Source organism: Caulobacter sp. SSI4214, assembly GCF_012184455.1.
GTDB classification, from domain to species: domain Bacteria; phylum Pseudomonadota; class Alphaproteobacteria; order Caulobacterales; family Caulobacteraceae; genus Caulobacter; species Caulobacter vibrioides_E.
Genome location: NZ_SZWJ01000040.1, coordinates 12,580 through 38,586, shown reverse-complemented (window position 1 = coordinate 38,586; position 26,007 = coordinate 12,580). Strand labels below are relative to the sequence as shown.

The 26,007-nt window shown below is 69.3% G+C and carries 26 protein-coding genes, 1 pseudogene and 1 riboswitch; of the genes and pseudogenes, 11 read left to right on the top strand and 16 right to left on the bottom strand.

The genetic code is table 11. The features are described from left to right. The 3 genes and pseudogenes from FCU40_RS13265 to hemC all read right to left on the bottom strand — a co-directional run. Positions 1-483: pseudogene (locus FCU40_RS13265) on the bottom strand (hypothetical protein); the annotation flags it as partial. A 43-nt stretch (positions 484-526) separates the two neighbouring features. After that, entirely contained in the window at positions 527-1,204 is a 678-nt protein-coding gene (locus FCU40_RS13260) for a uroporphyrinogen-III synthase (RefSeq protein WP_168075494.1), read from the bottom strand. Positions 1,205-1,207: 3 nt separating this feature from the next. Next, positions 1,208-2,176, bottom strand: coding sequence for a hydroxymethylbilane synthase (gene hemC, locus FCU40_RS13255; RefSeq protein ID WP_168075493.1), 969 nt, complete (start codon positions 2,174-2,176; stop codon positions 1,208-1,210). Between the two features lie 71 nt (positions 2,177-2,247). Here hemC and tsaD point away from each other — a divergent pair, with 71 nt between their 5' ends. The 6 genes from tsaD (at position 2,248) to FCU40_RS13225 (ending at position 7,933) form a co-directional block, all read left to right on the top strand. Beyond that, on the top strand, positions 2,248-3,366 hold the full coding sequence (gene tsaD, locus FCU40_RS13250; protein ID WP_168075492.1) for a tRNA (adenosine(37)-N6)-threonylcarbamoyltransferase complex transferase subunit TsaD: 1,119 nt from the start codon (positions 2,248-2,250) through the stop codon (positions 3,364-3,366). Beyond that, positions 3,363-4,370 (top strand): NAD(P)H-dependent glycerol-3-phosphate dehydrogenase, encoded by a 1,008-nt coding sequence (locus FCU40_RS13245; RefSeq protein WP_168075483.1) that lies wholly within the window; start codon positions 3,363-3,365, stop codon positions 4,368-4,370. Before tsaD ends, FCU40_RS13245 begins: the two co-directional genes overlap by 4 nt. 29 nt (positions 4,371-4,399) lie before the next feature. Next, positions 4,400-4,681 (top strand): YciI family protein, encoded by a 282-nt coding sequence (locus FCU40_RS13240; protein WP_168075481.1) that lies wholly within the window; start codon positions 4,400-4,402, stop codon positions 4,679-4,681. Positions 4,682-4,687: 6 nt separating this feature from the next. Continuing rightward, complete coding sequence (locus FCU40_RS13235) at positions 4,688-5,053, top strand: Rieske (2Fe-2S) protein (protein ID WP_168075479.1); 366 nt, start codon at positions 4,688-4,690, stop codon at positions 5,051-5,053. 76 nt (positions 5,054-5,129) lie between these two features. Then, a complete protein-coding gene (locus FCU40_RS13230; protein ID WP_241693608.1) occupies positions 5,130-5,891 on the top strand; it encodes a class I SAM-dependent methyltransferase in 762 nt (253 codons plus the stop codon). Between the two features lie 245 nt (positions 5,892-6,136). Further along, a complete protein-coding gene (locus tag FCU40_RS13225; protein WP_168075475.1) occupies positions 6,137-7,933 on the top strand; it encodes a HAMP domain-containing methyl-accepting chemotaxis protein in 1,797 nt (598 codons plus the stop codon). A 29-nt stretch (positions 7,934-7,962) separates the two neighbouring features. On the opposite strand, the gene moaC is transcribed toward FCU40_RS13225, so the two are convergent. Genes moaC through moaA form a run of 5 tightly spaced genes read right to left on the bottom strand, consistent with a single transcriptional unit; the run spans position 7,963 to position 10,729 of the window. Beyond that, a complete protein-coding gene (gene moaC, locus FCU40_RS13220) occupies positions 7,963-8,433 on the bottom strand; it encodes a cyclic pyranopterin monophosphate synthase MoaC (protein WP_168075473.1) in 471 nt (156 codons plus the stop codon). Beyond that, positions 8,430-8,984, bottom strand: coding sequence for a molybdenum cofactor biosynthesis protein B (moaB, locus tag FCU40_RS13215; RefSeq protein ID WP_168075471.1), 555 nt, complete (start codon positions 8,982-8,984; stop codon positions 8,430-8,432). The genes moaC and moaB overlap by 4 nt, the downstream gene beginning before the upstream one ends. Before the next feature lie 3 nt (positions 8,985-8,987). Continuing rightward, entirely contained in the window at positions 8,988-9,437 is a 450-nt protein-coding gene (locus tag FCU40_RS13210; protein WP_168075470.1) for a molybdenum cofactor biosynthesis protein MoaE, read from the bottom strand. Further along, entirely contained in the window at positions 9,434-9,673 is a 240-nt protein-coding gene (locus FCU40_RS13205; protein ID WP_168075469.1) for a MoaD/ThiS family protein, read from the bottom strand. The genes FCU40_RS13210 and FCU40_RS13205 overlap by 4 nt, the downstream gene beginning before the upstream one ends. Positions 9,674-9,676: 3 nt before the next feature. Next, positions 9,677-10,729, bottom strand: coding sequence for a GTP 3',8-cyclase MoaA (gene moaA, locus FCU40_RS13200; RefSeq protein ID WP_168075496.1), 1,053 nt, complete (start codon positions 10,727-10,729; stop codon positions 9,677-9,679). Positions 10,730-10,758: 29 nt separating this feature from the next. Between moaA and FCU40_RS13195 the strand changes: the two genes are divergently transcribed. Next, positions 10,759-11,385 carry a nucleotidyltransferase family protein gene (locus tag FCU40_RS13195; RefSeq protein WP_168075468.1) on the top strand — a complete coding sequence of 209 codons (627 nt, stop codon included), beginning with the start codon at positions 10,759-10,761 and terminating at the stop codon, positions 11,383-11,385. A gap of 27 nt (positions 11,386-11,412) precedes the next feature. Here the strand turns inward: FCU40_RS13195 and FCU40_RS13190 are convergent, their stop codons facing one another. The 3 genes from FCU40_RS13190 to FCU40_RS13180 all read right to left on the bottom strand — a co-directional run bounded on the left by FCU40_RS13190 (position 11,413) and on the right by FCU40_RS13180 (position 14,537). Next, positions 11,413-11,637: a hypothetical protein gene (locus tag FCU40_RS13190; RefSeq protein WP_004618082.1), complete on the bottom strand. Its 225-nt coding sequence runs from the start codon at positions 11,635-11,637 to the stop codon at positions 11,413-11,415. A gap of 198 nt (positions 11,638-11,835) precedes the next feature. Continuing rightward, on the bottom strand, positions 11,836-14,010 hold the full coding sequence (locus tag FCU40_RS13185) for a xanthine dehydrogenase family protein molybdopterin-binding subunit (protein ID WP_168075467.1): 2,175 nt from the start codon (positions 14,008-14,010) through the stop codon (positions 11,836-11,838). Beyond that, positions 14,007-14,537: a (2Fe-2S)-binding protein gene (locus FCU40_RS13180; RefSeq protein ID WP_168075466.1), complete on the bottom strand. Its 531-nt coding sequence runs from the start codon at positions 14,535-14,537 to the stop codon at positions 14,007-14,009. Before FCU40_RS13180 ends, FCU40_RS13185 begins: the two co-directional genes overlap by 4 nt. Before the next feature lie 301 nt (positions 14,538-14,838). On the opposite strand from FCU40_RS13180, the gene FCU40_RS13175 reads away from it, so the two are divergent. Continuing rightward, on the top strand, positions 14,839-15,153 hold the full coding sequence (locus FCU40_RS13175) for an MliC family protein (protein WP_004618088.1): 315 nt from the start codon (positions 14,839-14,841) through the stop codon (positions 15,151-15,153). Positions 15,154-15,172: 19 nt separating this feature from the next. Continuing rightward, complete coding sequence (locus FCU40_RS13170; RefSeq protein ID WP_168075465.1) at positions 15,173-16,069, top strand: NAD(P)-dependent oxidoreductase; 897 nt, start codon at positions 15,173-15,175, stop codon at positions 16,067-16,069. Positions 16,070-16,090: 21 nt separating this feature from the next. On the opposite strand, the gene FCU40_RS13165 is transcribed toward FCU40_RS13170, so the two are convergent. The 4 genes from FCU40_RS13165 to FCU40_RS13150 form a co-directional block, all read right to left on the bottom strand. Then, positions 16,091-17,731, bottom strand: a complete 1,641-nt coding sequence (locus FCU40_RS13165; RefSeq protein ID WP_168075464.1) for an MFS transporter — start codon at positions 17,729-17,731, stop codon at positions 16,091-16,093. 67 nt (positions 17,732-17,798) lie between these two features. Further along, positions 17,799-20,501 carry a PAS domain S-box protein gene (locus FCU40_RS13160; RefSeq protein ID WP_168075463.1) on the bottom strand — a complete coding sequence of 901 codons (2,703 nt, stop codon included), beginning with the start codon at positions 20,499-20,501 and terminating at the stop codon, positions 17,799-17,801. Between the two features lie 100 nt (positions 20,502-20,601). Continuing rightward, complete coding sequence (locus tag FCU40_RS13155; RefSeq protein ID WP_168075462.1) at positions 20,602-21,285, bottom strand: Fe2+-dependent dioxygenase; 684 nt, start codon at positions 21,283-21,285, stop codon at positions 20,602-20,604. 154 nt (positions 21,286-21,439) lie between these two features. Continuing rightward, positions 21,440-23,815: a TonB-dependent siderophore receptor gene (locus FCU40_RS13150; protein WP_168075461.1), complete on the bottom strand. Its 2,376-nt coding sequence runs from the start codon at positions 23,813-23,815 to the stop codon at positions 21,440-21,442. Between the two features lie 184 nt (positions 23,816-23,999). Then, positions 24,000-24,087: riboswitch (ZMP/ZTP riboswitch) on the top strand. 28 nt (positions 24,088-24,115) lie between these two features. Here FCU40_RS13150 and FCU40_RS13145 point away from each other — a divergent pair. Beyond that, on the top strand, positions 24,116-24,751 hold the full coding sequence (locus FCU40_RS13145) for a LysE family translocator (protein WP_168075459.1): 636 nt from the start codon (positions 24,116-24,118) through the stop codon (positions 24,749-24,751). Positions 24,752-24,820: 69 nt separating this feature from the next. Then, a complete protein-coding gene (locus FCU40_RS13140) occupies positions 24,821-25,525 on the top strand; it encodes a ribonuclease T (protein WP_168075457.1) in 705 nt (234 codons plus the stop codon). Between the two features lie 11 nt (positions 25,526-25,536). Here FCU40_RS13140 and FCU40_RS13135 read toward each other — a convergent pair whose 3' ends face one another. Further along, entirely contained in the window at positions 25,537-26,007 is a 471-nt protein-coding gene (locus FCU40_RS13135; RefSeq protein ID WP_168075456.1) for a nuclear transport factor 2 family protein, read from the bottom strand.

Genomic DNA, 26,007 nt, shown 5'->3' with positions numbered 1-26,007 from the left:
GGCCAGGGGCTCCAGCGCGCGGAGGTCGGGCGACGGGGGCAGCACGCGCTGCAGCCCGGCCAGTTCCTCGCCGAACGGACGCGAGGTCGCCGCCGCGTCTGACAGGGTCGAGACGGCCAGGGCGGCGGCGGCGGCGTCGACCACACCCTTCTGGGCGCCTTCCAGGGCGGTGATTCGGCCGTCCAGACGCTCCACGTCGGCGACGGGCGGGGCGACGGCCGTCTGGGTGGTCTCGACCGGGGCGTCGACCAGACGCTCGGCCGGCGGGCGCGGGCTGGGCGCGGCCGTCACCGCGCTCTCGGCCGTCCGAGCCTTGGTCGGGAACAGGGTCGGGCCGTACCAGGCCACGCCCGCGCCCAGGATCGCGCACAGCAGACAGGTCAGCAGCCAGAGCCAGACGCCAGGTCCCATCACCCGTCGGCGGGCATAGAGCGCCGGATCGCTCGGCGCGACGATTTCAGCGGGGTCTGGAACGGCGTTCATGGCCCATTCGTGCCCCACGCGCGCGCGCCGCGCAACGTCGCGCTTAAGCCTTCAGCAGGTCCAGCAGCGCCGAGTCGTCGGGGCGCGCGGCGACGGCGACGACGGCGAGGTCCCGCACGGGCGCGGCCACGGCCTCGGACAGGCAGAGAACGCGCGGCCGGACCATGTTTCGCCGGACCAGGATCGCCGCCAAAGCCCGGGCGGCGCGCGGCGAATGCAGCAGGACGTTCGCGGGCGCCGCGAGGCGCGCGAGCGTCTCGTCGGAGGGATCGCGGATGATCGTCCGATAGACGGCGACACCTCGCGCCGGAACGCCCAGGCCGCTCAGCAGGGCGACGAGATCGCCGGCCGGCGCGGTCGTGCCCGCCCACAGGACCGGTCCCGGAGCCCTTTCCGCGATCAACCGCGCCAGGGCCTGGACGTCGCCGTCGGCGCTGGTCACAGAGACGAAGCCCTCGCCCTCGGCGACGCGGGCGGTGGCGCGGCCCACGGCGAAGACCGGCAGGCCCCGCTCGGCGCTTCCGCGCGCGAAGGCCTCGACGCCGTTGGCGCTGGTGAAGGCCAAGGCCCGAACATCGGAGAGGTCGACCGCGAAGGCCAGGGTCTCGACCGCCAGCAGCGGATCAACCACCGCCTCGAACCCCAGCGCCGCGACGCGGGCGGCGGTGGTCTCGGCGCCGGGACGGGCGCGGGTGATCCAGACCGGCGCGCCCGAATCCATCGGCTATTCCGGCGCCAGGATGGCGTCGCCGCCCTCGGCGCGGACCTCGGCGCCAAGCTTCAGGCCCAGGGCGCGGGCCTCGGCGACGTCGTCGGCGCCGGAGAGCGCGACCTCGCCTTGGCGGCGGAAACGCTGGGCGCCGTTGGGCGTCAAGGCCTCGACGATCATGGCCAGGCGCGCGCCGTCCAGCGTCGCCCGCGCGCCGATCGCCGTGCGGCACGAGCCTTCCAGAGCGAGGAGCGCCCCGCGCTCGGCGGCGACGGCGATGGTGGTCTCATGGCAACGGACAGCGTTCAGCCACGGCGCGTCGACATCCCCGGCTCGGGTCTCGATGACCAGGGCGCCCTGCCCCGGCGCCGGCGGACAGGCGTCGGGATCAAGCCAGCTCTGGGGCAGGTGGCCCAGTCCCAGGCGGTTCAGCCCCGACTGCGCAAGCAGGATGGCGTCGGCCTCGCCCCGCTCCAGCTTGGCCAGGCGCGTGTCGACATTGCCCCGGATCATGACGATCTCGAGGTCTGGCCGCAGGTGCAGGGCCTGGGCCTGGCGACGCAGCGACGCGGTGCCCAGGCGCGCGCCCCTCGGCAGGTCCTCGAGCCGTTCGCAGACGGTGCTGATGAACGCATCGCGCGGGTCCTCCCGCTCCGGCGTGGCGGCCAGAACGAGGCCGGGCGGCAGCTCGGCCGGCATGTCCTTCAACGAGTGGACCGCGCAGTCGATGCGGCCGTCCAGAAGCGCTTCCTCGATCTCCTTGGTGAAGAGGCCCTTGCCGCCGATCTCCATCAGCCGGCGGTCCTGGATGCGGTCGCCGCTGGTGACGATCGGGATCAGGGGCGCGGCGGCCTCGATCTCTTCCTTCGAAGCGTCGGCCGGAACGCCGAGCGCACGGGCGATCCGCGCCTGCATCAGGCCCGATTGGGCCAGGGAGAGCTTGGAGCCACGGGCGCCGATGCGGATGGGAGGTTGCCGGGACACGGTCGGAACGTTACCTGCGGAGACGAAATTTCATCTTCGCTGCTACAGGAGCGGCGGAAGGCCCGCAACATATGACAGTCCTTACGGAATCTGGCCTTAAGCCCTCGGGGCTCACCGTCCTCGGCCTGGAGACCAGCTGCGACGAGACCGCAGCCTCGGTCGTGCGCCGCGACGAGGACGGAACGATCACGGTGCTGTCCTCGATCATCGGCACGCAGTTCGAGAAGCATGCGCCGTTCGGCGGGGTGGTGCCCGAGATCGCCGCGCGGGCCCACGTCGAGGCGATCGACGCGATCGCCGCCGAGGCCCTGCGCGCTTCGGGCCTCTCCTTCGCCCAGCTGGACGGCGTGGCCGCGACGGCCGGTCCGGGCCTAGTGGGCGGCGTCATGGTGGGCCTGGCGTTCGGCAAGGCCGTGGCGCTGGCGACCGGCGCGCCGCTGGTCGCGGTCAACCACCTGGAAGGCCACGCGGTCTCGGCCCGCCTGGGCGCCGACATCGCCTATCCGTTCCTGCTGCTGCTGGTCTCGGGCGGCCATTGCCAGCTGCTGGAGGTCGCCGGAGTCGGCGCCTGCAAGCGTCTGGGCTCCACGATCGACGACGCGGCGGGCGAGGCTTTCGACAAGATCGCCAAGGCCCTGGGCCTGCCTTACCCCGGCGGTCCAGCCCTGGAAAAGCTGGCCGTCGGCGGCGACGCCAGCCGCTACAACCTGCCGCGCGCCTTGCTGGGCCGCAAGGACTGCGACTTCTCGTTCTCGGGCCTGAAGACCGCCGCCGCCCGGATCGCCGAGACGCTGACGACCGACGACGAGCGCCGGGACCTGGCCGCCGGCGTCCAGTTCGCCATCGCCCGACAGCTGTCCGAGCGGGTCGACCGGGCGATGAAGCTCTACAAGGAGACGCACGGACCAGAAGACCTGCGGTTCGTCGTCGCCGGGGGCGTCGCCGCCAACGGCGCGGTGCGCGCGGCCCTGCTGGCCGACTGCGAGAAGAACGGCTTCGCCTTCGCCGCCCCGCCGCTGGCCTATTGCACCGACAACGCCGCCATGATCGCCCTGGCGGGCGCCGAGCGGCTGGCCCTGGGCCTATCGGACGATCTCGACGCCGTCGCCCGGCCGCGCTGGCCGCTGGACGAGGCCGCCGCCCTCGCCAATCCCATGAACGCCTACGGCCGCAAGGGAGCCAAGGCATGAGCGATATCAGGCGCTTCGCGCATGTGGGCGTCATCGGCGCGGGCGCCTGGGGCACGGCCCTGGCCCAGGTCTGCGCGCGCGCCGGCCTGCGGGTCTCCTTGCAGGCCCGAGAGCCCGAGGTCGTGGCCTCGGTCAACCAGACCCACGAGAACCTCGTCTTCCTGCCTGGCGTGCGGCTGGAGCCGACGATCGAGGCCGTCGCCGACCTCTCGGACCTCTCGGCGTGCGACCTGATCCTGGCCGTCGCGCCCGCCCAGCACCTGCGCGCGGCCCTGACCGCCTTTGGCCCACACCGCCAGGCCAATGCTCCGGTCGTGCTGTGCGCCAAGGGTGTCGAGCAGGGCACGCTGAAGCTGATGACCGAGGTGGCGGCCGAAGCGCTTCCGGACGCGCCGATCGCGGTGCTGTCAGGGCCCAGCTTCGCCGGCGAGGTGGCCCGCAACCTGCCCGCCGCCGTCACCCTGGCCTGCGCGGACGAAGCCCTGGGCCGAGAGATCGCCGAAGCCATCGCCACCCCGACCTTCCGCCCCTACACGGCCAACGACCTGATCGGCGCCGAGGCCGGCGGGGCGGTCAAGAACGTGCTGGCCATCGCCTGCGGCGTGGTCGAGGGCAAGGGCCTGGGCCGCAACGCCCACGCCTCGGTGATCACCCGCGGCTTCGCCGAGCTGACGCGCTTGGCCGTGGCCCTGGGCGCCCGGCCCGAGACCCTTTCAGGCCTTTGCGGCCTGGGCGACCTGGTCCTGACCTGCTCCAGCGCCCAGTCGCGCAACATGAGCGTCGGCATGGCCCTGGGCCAGGGCCTGACCCTGGACCAGGCCCTGGCCGGCAAGGTCTCGGTGGCCGAGGGCGTCGCCTCGGCGCCGGCCGTGCGAGCCCTGGCCCGCAAGCTGGGCGTCGAAACCCCGATCTGCGAGGCGGTCGCCGCGATCCTGGCCGGCGAGGTCGAGGTCGACGCCGCCATCCAGGGCCTGCTCTCCCGTCCCCTAAAGCCCGAAGCCTGAAACCCGAAGCCCGAGACAAGGATCACCGCATGGCCCTCTTCGCCATCCTCTGCAAGGACAAGCCCGGCGCGCTGGAAACCCGCCTGGCGACGCGCCCCGTTCATCTGGACTATCTAAACCAGTCCAAGGGCCTGAAGCTGGCCGGCGCCCTGCTGGGCGATGACGGCAATCCGATCGGCTCGCTGCTGATCGTCGAGGCCGAGGATCTGGCCGCCGCCCAAGCCCAGGCCGACAACGATCCCTTCACCGGAGCCGGCGTGTTCGAGAACGTCGAGGTCCGGCCCTGGCGCCTGGCGATCGGCTCGCTTTAAGCCGCCTTGCGCGTCGATCCCGACAATCCCGCCCGCCCCGCGCCGGGCACGGCGCTTTGCGCGCTGGACGAGATTCCCTCGCCCGGCTCGAAGGGCTTCCGCTGGCGCGAAGGCGACGCCCTGTTCGCCGGTTTCGTCGTCCGCAGCGGCGAGCGGGTGGTCGGCTATCTCGACAGCTGCCCGCACGCTGGCTGGCCGCTCGCCGGTTTCGCCGGCCGCTATCTGACGCGCGAGAACGATCTGATCCTGTGCGCCGGCCACGCGGCCCTGTTCAGGATCGAGGATGGGGCCTGCGTCGCCGGTCCCTGTCCCGGCGACAGGCTTTTCCCGTGGCCGGTCGAGGTCCGCGACGGACTGATCGTCGTCGCGTGATCGCCGTTCCTTAAGACCTTTGCCCTAGCCTCCCTCGCGACCGATGGAGGAACGCGCCGTGGCCGACGGGACCGACATGCATTTCGACGCCGAGACGGTGACCCACCGCGCCGGCCTCGCCAAGCTGCGCTCGCTGACCAAGATCAATCCGCGCCTCGCTCCGAACCTGGCCAGGACCCTGCTGGGCGGCCAGCGCGATCCGGGCGTTGTCGACGCCTTCAACGCCCACGCCGAACGGGCCGGCTTCGAGTTCACCTCGACCTGGGCCAGCAATAACATCCCGTTCGTGGCCCCGCTGCTGCGCGACTTCGCGGCCAAGCGGCCGGACGGCGAGACGATCCGCTACATGGAGATCGGCGCCTATGAGGGCCGCAACCTCGCCTTCATGGACTGGCTGCTGCCAGAGCGCCTGGCCGTCACGGTCATCGATCCGTGGTTCGACGAGGCCCTGAACCCGGAAGAGAAATACCACGCCGTGGAGCCGCGCTTTCACCGCAACATGGCGCGATGCGGCTTTAGAAGCCTTTCGACGCACAAGGGCTTCTCGACCTATGTGCTGCCCCAGATGCTGGAGCGCGGCGAGCGGTTCGACCTGATCTATGTCGACGGCAGCCACACGGCCTTGGCGGTGCTGATTGATCTGTGCTTCTGCGCCAGCCTGCTCAGCGTCGGCGGCATGATGGTGCTGGACGACTATTGGCACGACATCAGCGAGATCGGCGGGCCGGGCGTCAAGCAGGCCGTCGATCAGTTCCACGCCGCCTTCGGCCGCTATTTCGAAATCGCCGCCGTCTACCGGCAGGTGGCGCTGGTGAAAACCAGCGAGATTCCCCGCTAGACTATTTCCCGCGCCCGAAAAGGTCATCGGGCTAAAAATTCCATAAGCTCTTGATTTAAAGGGCTTTATTCTCGCGGCGGGCCAGGGTCTTGGCGCGATTCACCTCGCCCCCGCGCCACCCGAAATGCCACCAAGCGGTGCATCGCGACGTTTTGTCGCCCATTCCGAGCCGTCCCGGTTAGGAACCGTTAGACATGTTGGCCGGCATTCTTCCGCCTGATTTCGGCGTCGCGGGAGAATTCGACATGGCATCCCTGGGTCAGAAGGTGATGGGCGCCGCCGCGGGCGCGGCCCTTCTGTGCGCCGCGACGGCCGGAACCGGCCTTTGGGTGGCGCTCAGCCTGGACGACGCCCTATCGCGCTCGGCGACCTCGGCCAAGATCCTGCGCCAGCACATGCAAGCCGACATGATGCACGACGCCCTGCGCGCGGATGTCATGGGCGCGATCATGTCGTCGGATCCGAACCTGAACGTCGACATCAAGACCGTCCGCGCCGACCTCGCCGAGCACACCAAGACCTTCAAGGACGCGATCGCCGCCAGCAAGGGCATGGCTCAAGACCCTTCGGTCAAGGCGGCCCTGGCGGAGGTCGAGGCGCCGCTGGGAGCCTATATCGCCGCGGCCGGGGACATCGTCGGACGCGCCGACGTCGATGCCGCCGGCGCGCGCGCGAAATTGCCGGGCTTCGCCAAGCAGTTCTCGGCGCTCGAGGACAAGATGGATCAGGCTTCGACCAAGATCGAGGCCGCCGCCAGCCACGACGGCCAGGCCGCTCGCGCGATGAGCCTGACGGGCCAGGTCGTGATGGGCGCCCTGCTGCTGGCCGCCGCCGCCTTCGCCGCCGTGTTGATGGTCGCCGCGCGCAAGGGCCTGGTCGCGCCGCTGTTGTCGGTGACGAGCGCCCTGCGCCGCCTGGCCGCCGGCGACCTGAACGCCGCCCTGCCCAAGAAGACCGGCGGTGATGAGCTTGGGCAGATGACCGAAGCTTTGCACGCCTTCCGCGACGCCGTCGAGGCCCGCCAGAAGGAGCTGGAAGCCGCCGACGTGCGCGACGCCCTGGAGCGCGAGCGCCGCGAGGCCGAACGTCGCCGCGACGAGGCCGAAGCCGCCCAGACCGCCGTCGTGGACAATCTGGCGCAAGCGTTGCGACGACTGTCGGAAGGCGATCTTTCGCACCGGATCGATCGACCGTACCCCGACGGCTACGAGCGCCTGCGCGTCGACTTCAACGCCGCCGCCGAGAAGCTGTCGGCCGTCATCGCCGCGTCGCTGGAAGCCACCAGCATGATCCACGGCGGCAGCCGCGAGATCACCGACGCCGCCGACGACCTGTCGCGCAGGACCGAACAGCAAGCGGCCAGCCTGGAACAGACGGCCGCCGCCCTCGACGAGATCACCTCCACCGTGCGCAGAACCGCCGAGGGCGCCGGCCGGGCTCGGCAGGTGGTCGAGCGCGCCCGCGACGCCGCCGGGGCCAGCGGGACCATCGTCGACCAGGCCGTCGGAGCCATGGGCGCGATCGAAAAGTCCTCCAACCAGATCGGCCAGATCATCGGGGTGATCGACGAAATCGCCTTCCAGACCAACCTGCTGGCCCTGAACGCCGGCGTCGAGGCCGCGCGGGCGGGCGAGGCCGGCCGCGGGTTCGCGGTCGTGGCCCAAGAGGTGCGGGCCCTGGCTCAGCGCTCGGCCGAGGCCGCCAAGGAGATCAAGACCCTGATCGCCGCCAGCGCCAGCGAGGTCGGCCTCGGGGTCGACCATGTCGGCAAGGCCGGCGAGGCCCTACGCCTCATCGCCGCCGAGGTCGAGCAGATCGACGACCTGGTCCGCGACATGGCCGCGTCGGCCCAGGAGCAGGCTCGCGGCCTGGCCGAGGTCAACACCGCCGTGAACCAGATGGACCAGGTGACCCAGCAGAACGCCGCGATGGTGGAACAGACCACGGCCGCCAGTCACGCCCTCGCGCGCGAAGCCACGCGCCTCGCCGAGCGGATGGCCGAACTTCGGATCAGCGAGGCGGCGCGCCGTCAGGCGGCTTGAAGTCAGCCTTCTTCAGGGAGGCTGGACGGTCAGTCCGCCGTCCAGTCGCCCGACTTGCCGCCAGTCTTCTCGCGCAAGCGCACCGCCTCGATGACCATGCCCTTCTCGGCGGCTTTCAGCATGTCGTAGATCGTCAGGCAGGCGACCGAGACGGCCGTCAGCGCCTCCATCTCGACGCCGGTCGGGCCCGTGGTCTTGACGCGGGCGGTGACGGCGAACCCCCCGTCGGCCGGCGCGACCTCGACCGCGACCTTGGACAGCGCCAGAGGATGGCATAGCGGAATGAGGTTGGACGTTTGCTTGGCCGCCATGACGCCGGCCAGCTCGGCCACGGCGCGGACATCGCCCTTGCGACCTTGACCGGACACCGCCAGGTCCAGGGTCTCGGGACTCATCCGCACGAAGCCCGTCGCGACGGCCTCGCGGGCGGTCGCCGGCTTGTCCGAGACATCGACCATCCGGGCCCGGCCCTGATCATCGATATGGGTGAGCTTGCTCACGACTCCAGGAACCTCGGCATCAGCTCGACCATGTTGCAGGGCTTGTGACGGCTGTCGAGTTGAGCGGCGATCACCTTGTCCCAGCCGTCCTTCACCGCGCCGTTGCTGCCCGGCAGACAGAAGACCAGAACGCCGTCGATCAGCCCGGCCGTCGCCCGCGATTGCAGGGTCGAGAGCCCCACCGAGGCGTAGGACACCAGGTGGAACACCACCGAAAAGCCGTCGATCCTCTTGTCGAACAGCGGCTCCAGCGCCTCGACCGTGATGTCGCGGCCGGTCAGGCCGGTGCCGCCGGTGGTGACGATGGCGTCGACGTCTCCGCTCGCGATCCAAGCGCGGACCTGGGCCCGGACCTTGTCGATATCGTCGCGCACCACCGCCCGACCGGCGAACGCGTGACCGGCGGCCTGGACACGCTCGATCAGAATCTGCCCGGAGGTGTCGGTCGCCTCGTCCCGGGTGTCGGAGACGGTCAAGATCGCCACGCGCACCGGCTTGAACGGCAGTTCGGGCTTGATCCCGCCGCCTGGCTTCAGAATCGTGTCCGACATTGGCTACTCCTGATCCCAGCGTGTGGCGTCGGTCCTATCGCGGTCCGTCGGCTCGATCCAGCGGGCGCCGCCAGGGCCGTGCTCCTTCTTCCAGAAGGGCGCGCGGCTCTTCAGATAGTCCATCAGAAAGTCGCAGGCCTCGAAAGCCTCGCGGCGATGACCGGCGGCCGTGGCGACGAAGACGATGGCCTCGCCCGGGGCGATGCGGCCAACCCGATGGACGATGACGACATCCTGGAGGCCGAACCGGCGCATGGCGGCGTCGACGATCTCGCCGATCGCGGCTTCGGTGAAGCCAGGATAGGCCTCCAGCTCCAGAACCGTCGCCCGCCCCTTCTCGGCGCGCGCCAGACCCACGAAGGTCGCGACCGCGCCGGTCTCCTCGCGCCCGGCGCAGAAAGCCGTCACCAGAGCGCCAAGCTCGAACGGCCGATCGGTCAGGCTGACGCTCATCCGCCGCTCATCGGGGGCAGGAAAGCGACCTCCGCGCCCGCCGTCAGCACGGCCTCGCCCCTGACCAGAACCTTGTCGACGGCGACCTGGACCCCGGGCCCGGCCAGCGCCTCGCCCAGCTCTGGATCGGCGGCGGCCAGGGCGGCGCGGAGACCGGCGAGATCTTCGGCCTCGATCCGGCGATCGCGCCAGCCGGCCTGATCGGCCAGACGTCCAAACAGAAGCACGCGCGCCATCGCTCAGCCCCCCGTTGTCGACATGTGGCGCGCCACGGCCGGGCGCGGCGCGGCGATCTGGAAATCGTGGCCCTGGGGCTTGGCTCCAATCGCCGCGAAGATCGCCGCCCGCAGCTCCGCGTCGCTGGCGCCGCCGCGCAGCACCGCCCGCAGGTCGCTGGCGTCCTCGCGGCCCAGGCAGGTGTGCAGCGTGCCCGTGCAGGTCAAACGCACCCGATTGCACGTGTCGCAGAAATTATGGCTGAGCGGCGTGATGAGCCCCAGCCGCCCCCCCGTCTCGGCGACCCGAACATAGCGGGCCGGCCCGCCGGTTGCGTGCTGGATATCTTCCAGAGTCCAAAATGACGAGAGCTCGCGACGGACGTCCTTCAGCGACAGGAACTGGTCCGTGCGATCCTCGTCGACCTCGCCCAGCGGCATGGTCTCGATCAGGGTCAGGTCGCAGCCGCGGACGTGGGCCCATTGGATCAGCGCCGGCAACTCAGCGGCGTTGTCGGCCTTCAAGGCCACGGTGTTGATCTTGACGGCGACGCCGGCGGCCAGGGCCGCGTCGATCCCGGCCACGACGCGGGCCAGATCGCCGCCTCGCGTCAGCTCGCGGAACAGGTCGGGCTTCAGCGTGTCCAGCGAGACATTGATCCGGCGCGCGCCATATCGCGCCAAATCGTGGGCGTGAGTCTCCAGCCGCGTGCCGTTGGTGGTCAGGGTCAACTCGTCCAGCGCGCCGGAGCGCAGATGGCGCGATAGGCCGGCGAACAGGTCCATGAAGCCTCGGCGCACCAGCGGCTCGCCGCCGGTCAGCCGCAGCTTGCGCACGCCCAGAGAGATGAAGGTGGAGGCCAGACGATCCAGCTCCTCAAGCGTCAGAACCTCCGCCTTGGGCAGGAAGGTCATCCGCTCGGCCATGCAGTAGCGGCAGCGAAGGTCGCAACGATCGGTGACCGAAACCCGCAGATAGGTCACGGCCCGCCCAAAGCCGTCGACCAGAACGGGCCTGGACAGGCGGGGCGCCGTCGTCGAGACCGCTTGCGCGGCGCTGTCGTCATAGGGCGTCATGTGCGTTGGCAAGATAGGCGCTGGAGCCCGTGAAGCAAAGGGATACGACATCGCTGGAGGCCATCGTGCTGGCGGCGGGCCAGGGCGTCCGTTTCGGCGGCGGCAAGCTGCTAGCTCCGCTGGGGGACGGGCCGCTGGTGGCCGGGGCGCTGCGCATCGCCTTTCACGCGCCCGTCCGGCGCGTCCTGGTGGCGATCGGACCCGATCCGGCCTTGCGCCAGGCGGTCGAGGACGTCGCCGCCCGCTCTGGAGCGACGGACCGTCTGGCGGTGGTCGAGATCGCGGACCCATCGGAAGGCATGGGCGCGTCGCTGCGGACGGCCGCCCTCGCCCTGTCCCGCGACGCGACCGGCGTCTTCGTCCTGCTGGGCGACATGCCGGCGATCGACCCAGCCACGCCAACGCGCCTCGCTCGAGCCTTCACTGTTCCGGACGACGTCGTCGCGCCCACGCGCCTAGGTCGGCGCGGCCACCCGGTATTGTTCGGCGCCGCCTGGTTTCCCGCGCTTCGCGGCATGTCGGGGGACGAAGGCGCCCGGACGCTGCTGCGGGATGGAAGCATAGGCCTCAAGACCGTCGCGGTGGACGATCCGGGGATCCATCTCGACGTGGATCGCCCCGAGGACCTGGCGCGCGTCACGGACGCCGCCGTCTAGAGACTGTCCGCTTAAACCTGACGCGCTCTAATGCGAAGGCCGCTCCCGCGTGGCGACGATGCGCCGGATCTCGGTGACCAACGCCAGCGCCGCCGCCATATCGCCCCGCTCCTGCAAGGCGAGTAGCCGCGGGATCAGCATCATCAAGACCCGCCGACGGGCGGGGTCTAGCGCCGCGTAGCATCGCCGGAATTCGGCCAAGTCCTCGGCGTCGGCCAGCGCGTCGAGATCCGCCCCCAGCAAGGTCCTCATCGGCCGATCTCCAAACGGAAGACAGCGCCGGGCCCGCCGCGCGGGGTCGATCCGAATCGCGATCGCGCCGGAATCCGATCAGGACGCCTCCATTCAAGGGGCGTCGACCTCTCGAAATCGGTACTGTCACGCTTGACCATGCCCCAAGATGATCGGGGAATGGCCAATCGTCCAGCGAGAAGCGAAGCCTCTTTGCGATCAGACGTTGGATCGCACGAGCGGCAGGCGCGTGGTGGCGGTCTTGTTCAGGGCCAGCAGGGCATTGGCCACGGCCGGACCGATCACCGGCGTGCCTGGCTCGCCCACCCCGCTGGGCGGATTGCCGGACGGCGCGATGTTGGTCTCGACGGTCGGCGCCTCATTGATGCGCAGCACGCGGTAGCGATCGAAATTGCTCTGGTCGACCTTGCCGTCCGTCAGGGTGACCTCGCCGTAAAGCGCCGCCGAGAGTCCGTAACAGGTTCCGCCTTCCATCTGCGCCGCGATCTGGTCCGGCGAGACGGCGACGCCGCAGTCGATGGCCGTCACGACCCGGCCGACGCGCGGGGCGCCGTCGACCAACTTCACCTCGGCCACCTGAGCCACGACCGAGCCGAAGCTTTCGTGCACGGCCACGCCGCGCGACCAGCCCGCCGTCGCCGCCGGGCCAGCCTTCTCGACGGCCAGGTTCAACACCGCCAGATGTCGATCCGCGCCGGCCTTCGTATAGAGCGCCCGGCGATAGTCGATCGGATCCTTGCCCGCCTTGGCGGCCAGTTGGTCGATCGTGTGCTCCATCACGAAGGCGGTGTGGGTCGCGCCGACAGAGCGCCACCACAGCACCGGCACGCCGGCGTCCGGGAGAGCGACCTGGGCGTCGACCACCGGCGTGGCCTTCAGATAGGGCGAGCCCTGCGTCCCCTCGATCGCCGTGCCGTCGGGCCCCTTGCCCGCCGGCATCGGCGAGCCTTTCATGATCGACTGGGTGACGATGCGGTGGCGCCAAGCGGCGGGATAGCCGTCCTTGTCCAGCACCACCTTGACCGCGTGCAGGGTCAGCGGGCGGAAGTAGCCGGCCCGCATGTCGTCCTCGCGCGTCCAGACCAGCTTCACCGGGCGGCCCTTGCCGACCTTCTTGGCGATATGGACGCACTCGGCGGCGTAGTCGGACTGGAAGTTGGCGCGGCGACCGAAAGAGCCGCCGGCGAACAGGGTCTCGATCTGGACCGACCCCGGCAGGCAGCCGACGATCTTGGCCGCGTTCAGCTGATCCAGGGTCTGGCCCTGCGAGCCGAAGACCATCTTCACGTCGGAGCCGTCGACGGAGGCGACGCAGTTCATCGGCTCCATGGTGGCGTGGGCCAGATACGGGAACTCGTAAGTCGTCTCGAACACTTGCTCGCCCTTGGCGGCGTCCAGCTTCGAGAGGTCGCCGCGCTGGTCGAACGGCTCCCACTTGGCCGACGAGTCCTTGCCCGTCAGCACCGCGCGGAAGTCCTCGGCGATCTTGGCCGAACCGCGCTTTTCGGCCTTGCCGTCGTCCCACTCGACCTTCAGCGCCTCGCGACCCATGCGGGCGGCGTAGGTGCTCTGGGCGACCACGGCCACGCCGGTCGGGATCTCGAAGACGTCGACCACGCCGGCCACCTTCTTGGCGTCGGCGGCGTCGAAGCTCTTTAGCTTGGCCCCGAACAGCGGCGGATGGGCGACCACCGCCGTCAGCATGTCGGGCAGGCGGACGTCCTGGGTGTAGCGGGCCGTGCCGTCGCTCTTGGCCTGGGCGTCCTTGCGACGCACGCGGTCGGTGCCGATCAGGGTGAAGGTCTTGGGGTCCTTCAGCTTGATGTCTGTCGGCGGATTGACCTTGGCGGCGTCGGCCACCAGGTCGCCGAACGTCGCGGTCTTGCCCGACGTGTGGGTCAGGACGCTGTCCTTGACGGTGATCTCGCCGACCGCGACATTCCACTTGTTGGCGGCGGCCTGGACGAACATGGCGCGCGCGCCGGCCCCGGCCTTGCGCAGTTGGTCCCAAGAGTTGGAGATCGCCGACGAACCGCCGGTCAGCTGCGCGCCCAGGGCGCCATTGGCGTAGAGCTTGGCGTTGGCGGGTGCCTGCTCGACCTTGACCTTGCTCCAGTCGGCGTCCAGCTCCTCGGCGACGATGGCCGACAGGCCCGCGTGATTGCCCTGGCCGAACTCGATATGCTTGGACACGACGGTGACGACGCCGTCGGGGGCGATCTTGATGAATGGCCCGAACGCGCCGACCTCGACCTTGGAGCCGGCGCTCATGAGGTCGGCGGGCGAACAGCCGACCAGCAACGCGCCGCCGACCAGTGTCGAGGCGACCACCACGTCACGGCGGGTCGGCGCGGGCTTGAAGGGCGCGTTCATCGGCCAGCCCCCCGATGGGTCGCGCCCGAGGCGGCGACGATGGCCTCGTCGATATCGGCGTGCGGCTCGCCCATCGGCGGACCGGTCTCGGCCGCGTCGTGGATCGCCGCCCGGATCCGCTGATAGGCGCCGCAACGGCAGATGTTGCCGGTCATGGCGTTGTCGATGTCCTCGTCGGACGGGTGCTTGTTCCGCTCCAGCAGAGCCACGGCCGACATGATCTGGCCCGACTGGCAGTAGCCGCATTGGGGAACATCGTGGCGCACCCAGGCCTGCTGCACCGGATGCTGGCCGCCGAGGCCCTCGATCGTGGTGATCTTGGCGCTTCCGACCGCCTCGATCGGGGTCACGCAAGAGCGGATCGGTTGGCCGTCCAGATGAACCGTGCAAGCGCCGCACTGGGCCATGCCGCAGCCGAACTTCGTGCCCGTCAGGCCCAGTTCGTCCCGCAGAACCCAAAGCAAGGGCGTGTCCGACGTCGCCTGGACGCTGACGGATTCGCCATTGATATCCAGAGTCAGGGCCATCGCGTTGTCGCCTCCCAGGCTTTCTCCCCACCAAACCTAACACTGTTCAATCTGGTCTTGGCCAGAGAAATTCGAACAGCGCCGCTTCTAGAGCGTGACGCCGAAAGTGAGAACCGGTTTCGGCGTCACGCTCTAAGTAATTGATTTAGGGCCTCGTTATCGCGTCAAAACGATTAAGTTTTGACGCGCGAGGCTCTAGGGAACGCGCGAAGGATCAAAATCGCTTCGCGTCCGCGAAGGCGGGCGGGCGCCGTCCTCGAAACCCGCTATGCTCGCGCCCGCGCCCAACGGAGGTCTGATCTTGCGCCGCGTCCTGCTGCCCCTATCCGTCCTGACCCTCACGCTGGCGGGCTGCGCCGCCGTGGTCCCGATGGACGCCACCGACACGCCGATCTTCTACCGCTGCAAGGCCGGCAAGACCTTTACGGCCGCCTACGCTCTACGCGGCAAGCAGGTGGTGGTGACAGCCGGCGGCGCGACCAAGGTCCTGAAGCTGGCCCGCTCGGGCTCTGGCGCGCGCTACGCCGACGGCGCGGCCGAAATCTGGAGCAAGGGTCCCGACGCCATGCTTCACGGTTTCCCCGGCGGCCCTTATGACGACTGCCGCTCGCAATAGGTCTTTCGAGGTTCGCGCGTTGGATTCCTTTCCCGCCTATTTCCCCCTGGCCGGCCGCAAGGTGGTGATCGCCGGCGTCGGCGACGCGGCCGACGCCAAGGCGCGTCTGTTCGACGGGTCGCCGGCCACGGTCGTTCGGCTCGAGGGCCATGAGGCCTATCTGCCCGGTTCCTACACCGGCGCGACCCTGGCCTTCATCGCCAGTCAGGACGAGGTGTTCGTCCAGGCCGCCGCCGGCGCGGCGCGGGCGGCGCGGGTTCTGGTCAATGTCGTCGACCGGCCCGACCTCTGCGACTTCAACACCCCCGCCGTCATCGATCGGGGCGAGGTGGTGGCCGCCGTCGGCACCGGAGGGGCCGCGCCGGTGCTCGCCACGATGTTGCGCAACGATATCGAGGCCCAGGTGCCCGAGGGCATGGGCCGGGTCGCGGCGCTGCTGGCCCGCTTCCAGGGGGAGGTGCGCAAGGCCCTGCCGACGCTGCATGAGCGGCGGGCCTTTCTGCGCGACGCGGTGTTGGGCGAGGCCGCCCAGGCCGCGCGCGAGGGCGACATGGAAAAGGCCGGTCAGCTGTTTCGCGAAGCCCTGGCGCGCGGCGCGGGGCGGAAGGGGATGGTGCGGTTCGTGGCGGGCAAGGGCCCTGCGGACCTCTTGACCCTGCGCGCCGTGCGCGCGCTGGGCGCCGCCGACGTCCTGGTAATGGACGCCGACGCCGATCCCGAGGTGATCAAGATGGCCCGCCGCGACGCCGAGCGGATGGACCCCGCGACGGCGACCGCCGACCATTTGATCCAGCTGGCCGCCGAGGGTCGTCAGATCGTCCGGCTGATCACCCAGGCCGTCGATCCGGCCCAGATCCACGCGCTGACCCAGGCCGGAGTCGCCATAGAGGTGCTGCTGGCGGCGCCCAGCGCCTGAGCGATCGACGCCGCGCCCGTCTCAGGTCAGCGACCGTCCCCGGGTCTCGGGCAGCAGGAACGCGGTGGTCAGGACGCTGATCAGGGTGAAGACCACCGGGAACCACAGGCCGGCATAGATGTCGCCGACCGCCGTCACGATGGCGAAGGCGAAGAACGGCAGGAAGCCGCCGACCCAGCCGGTGCCGATATGGTAGGGCAGCGACAGGGCCGTGTAGCGCACCCGCGTCGGGAAGAGCTCGACCAGACAGGCCGCCAGCGGTCCGAACAAGGCGGTCGCGGCGATGACGAACACGAACAGCACGCCCAGCATCAGCGGCTTGTTCATGCGGGCCGGATCAGCCTTGGTCGGATAGCCGGCCTTGGTCAGGGCGCCCTTGATCCGGGCCTCGACGCCGGCCTTGACGGCCTTCGACCGGGCCTTCGGCAGGCCCGCCGCGCTTTCGGAGGTCACCGCGACGCCGCCAACCTTCATCGTCGCCACGGTTCCGGCCGGCGCGGCCTGGTTGACGTAGGAGACGCCGGCATTGGCCAGGGCGCTCTTGACGATGTCGCAGGAGGTGACGAAGGCGGTCTTGCCGACGGGGTCGAACTGCAGCGAACAATCGGCCGGGTCGGCGACCACCACCACCGGCGCCTTGGCGGTCGCCTCGGCGAGCGCCGGATTGGCGGCCTTCTCCAGCAGATGGAAGCCCGGGAAGTAGAACAGCAGCGCCAGGGTCATGCCCCCTAGCATCACCGCCTTGCGGCCGATCCTGTCCGACAGCCAGCCGAACACGACGTAGAACACCGCGCTGATCGCCGTGGCGGTCATCATCAGACCGTTGATGTCGACCGGATCGACCTTCAGGAATTTCTCCATGAAAGTCTGGATGTAGAAGAAGCTGGTGTACCAGACCGCGCCCTGGGCCGACATCATCGAGAAAAAGGCCAACAGGACGAGCTTGAGGTTCTTCCATTGGCCGAACGCCTCGGCGTAGGGCGCCTTGGAGGCCTCGCCCTCGGCCTTCATGGCGGCGAAGGCCGGGCTTTCGCTCAGCTTCATGCGCATCCACACCGAGACGCCCAGCAGGCCGATCGAGACGCCGAACGGGATGCGCCAGCCCCAGGCGTCGAAGGCGCTGTTTCCGACGGTGGCGCGGGTGGCCATGATCACGAGCAAGGCGCCGAACAGGCCGAAGGCGGCCGAGGTCTGCACCCACGAGGTCGACCAGCCCCGCTTGCCGGCCGGCGAGTGCTCGGCGACGTAGATCGCCGCGCCGCCGTACTCGCCGCCCAGGGCGAAGCCCTGCACGCAGCGCATCAGGATCAGCAGGATCGGCGACAGGATCCCGACCTGCTTGTAGGTGGGCAGAAACGCGATGGCGAACGTCGCCCCGCCCATCAGCAGCACCGTGGCCAGGAAGGCGCCCTTGCGGCCGGCCTGGTCGCCGATCTTGCCGAACACCAGGGCGCCCAGCGGCCGGAACGCGAAGCCGACGCCGAACAGGGCCAGGGCGGCGATATAGCCAGCGGTGTCGTTCAGTCCCGCGAAGAAGGTCTTGGAGATGACCTGGGTCAGGCTGCCGAAGATGAAGAAGTCGTACCACTCGAACGCCGTGCCGGCGGACGACGCCGCGACCACCGTGCGCATCGAAGCGCCTTCCTGACTTCCAACCGCCATATGGTTTCCCCCTCTTTCGACCCTGCTTAGCGTGGTTCAGGCTCTAGGGGAAAGGGGATCAAGGCCGCTAGGCCACCGCCTCCCGGCGATCCGCCCCGGCCTGGGACAGACGAACGATCTCGGCGACCAGGGCGGCGGGGGCGATGGGCTTCGCGGCGACCCCGTCCATGCCCGCGGCGCGATAGGCCGCGCGCTGGTGCGCCATCACATTGGCGGTCAAGGCGATGATCGGCGCGCGCGCGGCCGGCCCCGGCAGGGCGCGGATGCGGCGGGCCGCCTCAAGACCGTCCATGCCGGGCATCTGCACGTCCATCAGGATGAGATCGAAGACCCCCTCCCGCGCCGCCGCCACGCCCGACGCGCCGTCGTCGGCGACGCTGACCGCCGCGCCCAGCTGCTCCAGAATTCGACGGGCGACCAGCTGGTTGGTCGGATTGTCCTCGACCACCAGCACCTTCAGGCCGGTCAGCAGATCGTCGGACTCGCGCTCGACCGGCCTTGGCGTGGCCGCCGGCGAGGCGGCGATGGTCAGGGTGAAGGTCGAACCCTCGCCCGGCGTGGAACGGAACGACACCGCGCCGCCCAGCATCTCGGCCAGCTTGCGGGTAATGGCCAGGCCCAGGCCCGAGCCGCCGAACCGGCGGGTGGTGCTGGCGTCGGCCTGCTGGAACCGCTCGAACAGCCGCGCTTGGGCGTCCAGGGGCACGCCGATGCCGGTGTCGATCACGTCGAACACCAGGCGCGCCCCCTCGTCGTCCTCCTCCTTGCGGAGCCGCACCGTCACCGAGCCGCGCGGGGTGAATTTCACGGCGTTGCCGATCAGGTTGAACAGGGCCTGGCGCACGCGGGTAGGGTCGGTCTCGACCCAGCCCAGATCGTCGGCCAGATCCAGCTCCAGCCGAAGCCCCTTCTGCGCGGCCTGGCCGGCCAGCAGCCGGGCCACGCTCCGGACCAATTCGCGCGGATCGACCGGCTCGCGGTTCAAGTCCAGCCGTCCGGCCTCGATGCGCGAGATGTCGATAACGTCGTCCAGCAGGGTCGACAGCATCTGGCCGGCCGCGAGGGCCTCGGCCAGCAGGTCGGCGCTGTCACCCGCCGGCAGCTCGCGCTTGAGCACGTGCAGGACCCCCAGCACCCCGTTCATCGGCGTGCGGATCTCGTGACTCATATTGGCCAGGAACTGGGCCTTGGCCTCGCTGGCCGCCTGGGCCACGCGCTTGGCCGCGACCAGAGCCAGCTCCGCCCTCTTCTTCTCGTCGATATCCAGCACCAGGCCGAACGCCTTGCGAGCCTGGCCCGCCGCGTCGCGCCGCACCTCGTGGAACACCCGCGCCCAGCGGACCTCGCCGGAGGGCGACAGCAGGCGCACGTCATATTCGTGGGCGTTCCAGTCGCCGGTCCCGCGCTTGTCGGCCGACGCGGCGTAGAACTGTTCGCGATCATCGGGATGGATCATCGGCCAGGCCGCCGCCCGCACGTCCTCGTAGTCGATCTGGCGACCCATCATGCGATGGAATTCAGGCGAGCCCCAGAAGCTGCTCCGTTCATGATCGATCTCGTAGACCCCGGCCCGGGCCGCGCCCAGGGCGACCTTCAGACGGCGGGCGTTGGCCCTCGCCTCGCGCCGCGCCGCCGCCAGAGCGGTGATGTCATCCATGTAGGTGATCACGCCGACCACCTCGCCGGTCATGTCGCGCCAGGGGCGCGCCTCCCAGCGATAGGTCCGCTCCTGGCCCTCGGCGTCCGTCAGCCGGTCCTCGCGTCGCGTGACGATCTCGCCGGCCAGCGCCCGGCCGACGCCCTCGACGAAGCGCCGGCGCTCGCCGTGCGTCAATTCCGTGAGCGACTTGCCGATGACGCCTTCTTCGGTCGCTCGAAAGATGTCGAGGAACCGGGGGCTGACCAGCCGCAGGCGCAGATCGACATCGTAGACCGCGACGGCGAACGGCGCGTCCTCGACCAGGCGACGCGCGCGTCGCTCGCTCCAGAGCGCCTTGTCGCGGCTGCGGGCCACGTCGGTGATGTTCTGCGAAACCCCTCGCAACGCATACAGGCCGCCCGGGCGCGGTTCGGCGCGGAAGGTGCTGCGGAACGTGAACCAACGGCCGCTGTTATCGCGCAGCCGATATTCCAGCACCCGGCCCTCGCCCGTGTGGATCGCGCGCTGAAAAGCCAGCCGAACCTCTTCGCGCCGGTCTTCGGGAAGGCGGCTCAAGAAGAGATCGGCGGTGGCGACGTCGGCGGGCGACAGGCCGGCGGCGGCCAGCGCGTCGGGCGACCAGTCGATGCGATCGCCGTCCGGTTCATAGTTCCAGACGCCGATGCCGGCTTCCTCGGCCAACAGGACGCGAGTGCGTCGCGCGACTTCCAGCTCGGCCCGGCTCTCGACCTCGGCGCTGATGTCGTGCAGCACCCCGACCATTTCGCCGTTGGGACCCAGGCGCGAGCGGCCCTGCAGCCAGATCCAGCCGCCGTCCTTGCGCCGAACCTTCAGCTCATTGATCGCCGCGCCGGTCTCGCGCATCCGCCGGCCGGTGTCGATCAGCTCGGCGTGGCTGTCGGGGTGGACGAACTTGATGCAGGGCTGGCCGATCAGTTCCTCGCGGCTCCAGCCGGTCAGGGCCATCCAGCCCGCGTTGACCACCTCGAAGCGCCCCTCGGCCGAGATGACGGCGAACAGGTCGCTGGCGTTGTCGAAGAACCAGCGCGCGGCCTCGGCTTCGCCGAACGGCGCGCGTTCTGTTCCTTCGTGGATCGACGCCTGGGACATTCCGTCTCCCGCCTGAGTTTCGCGGATCGTGAGACGCAACCGTAAACTTATGGTTCTCGCGGCATATCGACGTTCCGCGAAAATGACATTTCGTCGTCGCTCAGACCTCGGCCCACTGGCGCAGCAGGTTGTGGTAGACGCTGGTCAGCGACAGGATCGCCTCGTCGTCGGGCTCCGCCCGCTGGGCGAGGCGCTGGATAGCGACGTCCATTTCCAAAAGCATCGTGCGCCGGGCGTCGTCGCGGATCAGGCTCTGGATCCAGAAGAAGCTGGCCGTGCGCGCGCCTCGGGTGACCGGCGTCACATGGTGAAGGCTGGAGCTGGGATAGAGGATCATGTCCCCGGCCTCCAGCTTGACCCTATGCACGCCGTAAAGGTCGTTCACCACCAGCTCACCCCCGTCATAATCCTCGGGTTCGGCCAGAAACAGGGTCGCCGACAGATCCGTGCGCAGACGGCGACCGCTGAGCGGATCCCGGCGGATGGCGTTGTCGACATGGTCCTTGAAGCCCATCCCCTCGCCATAACGGTTGAACATCGGCGGCAGGATGATCTGGGGCAGGGCCGCCGACACGAACAGCGGATTGGCCTCCAGCGCCCGCAGGATCACCGCGCCAACCCTCTGGGCGCCTTCGCTATCCTGCGGCAGCTGCTCGTTCGCCTTGGCCCGCGCGGCCTGGAAGCCCGAGGTCAGGTTGCCATCGACCCACGGACCGGCGTCGAGGATGGCGCGGCACTCGGCGACCTCGGCCTTGGTCAGCACCTGGGGAATCTGCAGCATCATTCGCGGTTCGCTCCTGGATCGGGGTGTCGGACCTATCCCGCCCCCGGCATCCCGCCTTGATCCGGATCAGACGGGCGGCCGAAGGCCGGAAAAGGGTGACGCCCCGCCTGGGTCGGGCGGGGCGTCGGGTCGTGAAGCACCTGGAGAGGGGAGGTCAGTACTTCACGTTGACGGTCAGGATCGCCTGACGACCCGGAGCCGGATCGGCGTGGTGCACCCCGTTCGTGCGCATGATGTAGCGCTTGTCCGTCAGATTCTGGACGTTCAGCTGCAGATCGACCCGGTCGTTGATCGCCCACGACGCGAAGCCGTCGTAGCGCCAGTAGGCCGGCGCATAGACCTTGTTGGTCCCGCCGCCGGCGCCGCCCTGGTTGCCGCCGAAGCTCTTCGACACGTAGTAGGCGCCGCCGCCCAACGAGAACCGACGCGTGATCTTGTACGTCGTGAAGCTGGAGAAGCTGTGCTTGGGCGTGTTGGCCAGCGGATCGCCAGTGTTGAGATTGGTCACCACGCCGCCATTGGCGGCCACGGTCACCGCCCCGCGCACCAGCTCGCTGTCCATATAGGCATAGCCGCCGAACACCTGCCACTTCGGGGTGACATTGCCCGAGAAGCCGAGCTCGAAACCCTTGACCTCGACCTCGCCGACCTGGGCGTAGACACCGTTGTCGACCTGGATCTGGGCGTTCTTGCGCGTGGTCTTAAAGGCCGCCGCCGACAGGGCCAGCGAGTCGTGGAACAGATTGACCTTGGCCCCGGCCTCGACGCTCTTGCTGTCCTCCGGAACCAACTGGGTCGAGGCCAGATTGCCCGAGCCCGTGGCGGTGTTGGCGTTCTGGTCGCCGCCGGAGATGCCGGGCGGCGTCGAGGACGTGCCGTAGGAGACGTAGAGACTGGCGTGCTCGGTCGGCTTGTAGACGAGACCGGCCTGGTAGTTGGTGAAGTCCCACGATCCGTGGCGCGGCGTATAGGTCACCGAGGTGAAGACGCCATTGGCCTGGGTGGTGGCGACATCGACGCCGGCCGACTCGTAGTGGTCATGACGAAGGCCCAGGTTCAGCAGCCACCGGTCGCCGAACTTGATGGTGTCGAAGCCATAGACGGCCGCGGTCTTGGCGACGTTCCGGGAGGCGGGGCCGCGGTTGATGATGCCCGTCCAGCTGTCCTTGTCGTTCGGGTGATAGACCAGGGTGCAGTCGCCCGCGCCGAGACTGGCCAGGGTGTTCGCCGCGATCGTGAAGCCGGCCGGGCAGGCCGCGCCCGAGGTCGTGAAGGTCGAATAGGTGGCGTTGCGGTTTTCCTCCCGGCTCAGCTCCAGGCCCAGGTCGAAGCTGTGCTCCAGGCCGCCCAGGGTCTTTTTGCCGTGCAGGTCGGTCACCGCCGCGACGGTGGTGGTCGGGTTCCAGCGGGTCTTCGTGCCGCGCTTCATCCACCACTGGCCATTGACCAGCTGGGCCACGCCGCCGTCGCCCGGATTGGTGACGATGTAGTCGTTCAGCGACTTCGAATAGCGGACCACCTGACGCACCGCGAGGTCGTCGTCGATCTTGTGGTCGATCGCGAAGGTGACGATGTCGGACCGCGTCTTCTGATAGTCGCGGTCGGCGACGCCATAGAAGCTGCGCGGATCCACGGCCAGGATCCCTGAGGCGGTGCGCGGCTCCGTGGTCTTGGTCAGCAGCGGAATGCCGTAGTCCGGCGTCTGGTCGGTATCCAGGTGGTAGTAGCTGACCGTCATCTGGGTGTCGCCGTTCAGGCCCACGGCCAGCGACGGCGCGACGCCCCAGCGGCTGAACTCGACCCTCTTGCGGCCCGGCGTATTGCCCTCCGTGCCCAGAAGGTTCAGGCGCACCGCGACGCTGTCGTTGATCGCGTAGTTCACGTCGGCGGTGGCGCGGACATATTCATCCGTGCCGACGCCCACCGAACCGCGCGCGAAGGTCTCGGCCTTCGGGGTCTTGGACGACAGGTTGATGCTGCCGCCGCCCGAGCCGCGGCCGCTGTAAGCGCTATCGGGACCCTTCACGACCTCGACCTGCTCCAGATCAAAGACCTCGCGGGTCTGGCCGCCGGTGTCCCGGACGCCGTCGACGAAGATGTTGTTGGCGCTGGCCTGGCCCCGGATGAACGGGCGGTCGGCCAGGGGCTGTCCGCCTTCGCCGGCCCCGAAGGTGATGCCCGGCGAAGTGCGGAGGATATCGGTCAGCGACGTGGCGGCGGTCTGCTCGATGATCTTGGACGGGATCACCGTCACCGACTTGGGCGTGTCGACCAGCGGCGCGGTGAACTTGCTCGACGAAGGGTCGGCCACGCGCTTGCCATCGATCCGCACGCCGGCGACCTCGGTGCTGTCGGAGGCGGCCGTCGGCGTGGCGGCCATCGGCGCATCGGCGCCGGGCGCTGGCGCGGCCGCGGCGGGCCGCGCGAGGCAAAGGCCGGCCAATCCCGCCACGGCGGCGACGCCGAGGGCGCGTCCCTGACGGCTGGCGACGCCCGAAAAATCGCGGCCGGCGACGTTCGAATTACGCATGATTACCCTTATCCCCGGAGCCGTCTAACGGCCCTTCCTGAAATTGCGAGGCGTTCTTAGCGATCTTGCAACGCAGTCGCAATGATAATCGTTCTCAGAATCATCTTTAGCGTGGGGGTTCGCGGGTCTTGAGCAACGGGGCCGCGCCGGCTATCCCAAAGGCCCGGTCCCGATGCTAAGGCGCTCCTGTCCGCGCGACTGGCGTTCGGAGGGAAACAACCCTCGTGAAGCGCGGACGTCATCGGACGGAGCCGTTCGCCTGGGCGCATCCCGAAATCTCTAGATCGCGGAGCCGCGCCCATGCCCGAAGCCAAGACCTGGATCGCCTTCGTCCTCATCTGTCTGGGGATGGCCCTGACGCCGGGGCCGAACATGTTGTACGTCGTCAGCCGCTCGATCTCGCAAGGCCGCTGGGCGGGCTTGGTGTCGCTGATCGGCACGGCGGCGGGGTTCGTCGTCTACCTAGTATGCGCCTCGCTGGGCATCACCGCCCTCCTGATGGCCGCGCCGATCGCTTACGACCTCCTGAGATTTGGCGGAGCGCTCTATCTGGGCTGGCTGGCCTGGCAGGCGATCAAGCCGGGCGCCGCCGCGCCCTTCCAGGTGCGCGACCTGCCCAAGGACAGTCCCCGCAAGCTGATCGCCATGGGCTTCCTGACCAATCTTCTGAACCCCAAGGCCGCGATGCTTTATCTGTCGCTGCTGCCGCAGTTCATCCACCCCGAGCACAGCCACGTCCTGACGCAGTCGCTGGCGCTGGGCCTGTCGCAGATCCTGGTCAGCATGACCGTCAACGGGACCATCTGCTTCGCGGCCGGAACCATCGCGGCGTTTCTGTCGGCCCGTCCCGGTTTCGCCCTGATTCAGCGCTGGCTGATGGCCACGGTGCTGGGCGGCCTCGCCCTGCGGATGGCGACCGAGTCCAGAGGGCGTTAGGCGTTAAGCATGGCTTGACGTCGGGGGCGGCGGCGCCTCCTATCCCGCTCCGCGTACCTGGAGCTTGCCATGAAGACCGCCGCCGCCGTCCTCGCCGCCGTCCTCGCCACCGCCGCCGGAACGGCTAAGGCCAACGACATTCGGTCCTGCGCGGTGCCGCTGACGGTGAACGCGCCGCAGGCGGAGCCGCCCCCCGCGAGCGAGGTCCATCCGGACGTGCCGATCGCCGCCTATCTTCTGGCCCTGTTCTGGTCGCCGGAAGCCTGCCGCTCGGGGATTCCGGAGTCGGACAAGGTCATCCAGTGCCAGAACAACCGCTTCGGTTTCACGGTGCACGGTCTTTGGCCGAACGGACCGGACAAGGTGCATCCGCGCTATTGCCGCCCGGGCGCGCCGATCAGCGTATCGACGATCAAGGCCAATCTCTGCATGACGCCCTCGCCCCGGCTGCTGCAGCACGAATGGCAGGCGCACGGGACCTGCAACTGGGCCACGCCGGAGGACTATTTCAAGAAGGAGCGCAAGGTCCGCGAAAAGCTGAACGTGCCCGAGCTCGACCCCGGCGCGGACGGCGTCATGACCGGCGCGGAGATCCGCAAGGCCTTCCTTGAGCGCAACCGCAAGATCCAGCCCGAGGGCCTGAACATCCGGGTCAAGGACGGCCACCTGACCGAGGTCTGGGTCTGCATGGACCTGAAGTTCAAATACGCCGCCTGCCGAGGCGGCAACGGCGCCCCCGACACGGCGGTGATCAAGGTCACGCCGCGCGGCTGACGCCGATCCGCTCAGAGCCCGAAATGCTCGAGGCCGGGATGCCCGTCAGGTCGCGGCCCGGCGGGCCAGTGGAACTTGCGATCCCCCGCGTCGATCAGTTGGTCATTGATGCTGGCCAGACGCCGCGTCATCAGGCCTTTGGCGTCGAAAGCCCAGTTTTCATTGCCGTGCGACCGGCGCCATTGACCCGACTCGTCGCGCCATTCGTAGGCGAAGCGCACCGCGATCCGATCGTCCTGGTAGGCCCAGAGATCCTTGATCAGGCGGTAGTCCAACTCCCTGGCCCATTTACGGGTCAGGAAGGCCTCGATCGCCGGGCGGCCGACCAGGAATTCGTCGCGGTTGCGCCATCGGGAGTCCGGGGCATAGGCCAGCGCCACGCGCGCCGGGTCGCGGCTGTTCCAGGCGTCCTCGGCCAGACGCACCTTGCGGCGGGCGCTGTCGAGGTCGAACGGCGGGAGCGGGGGTCGTTGAAGGTCCAT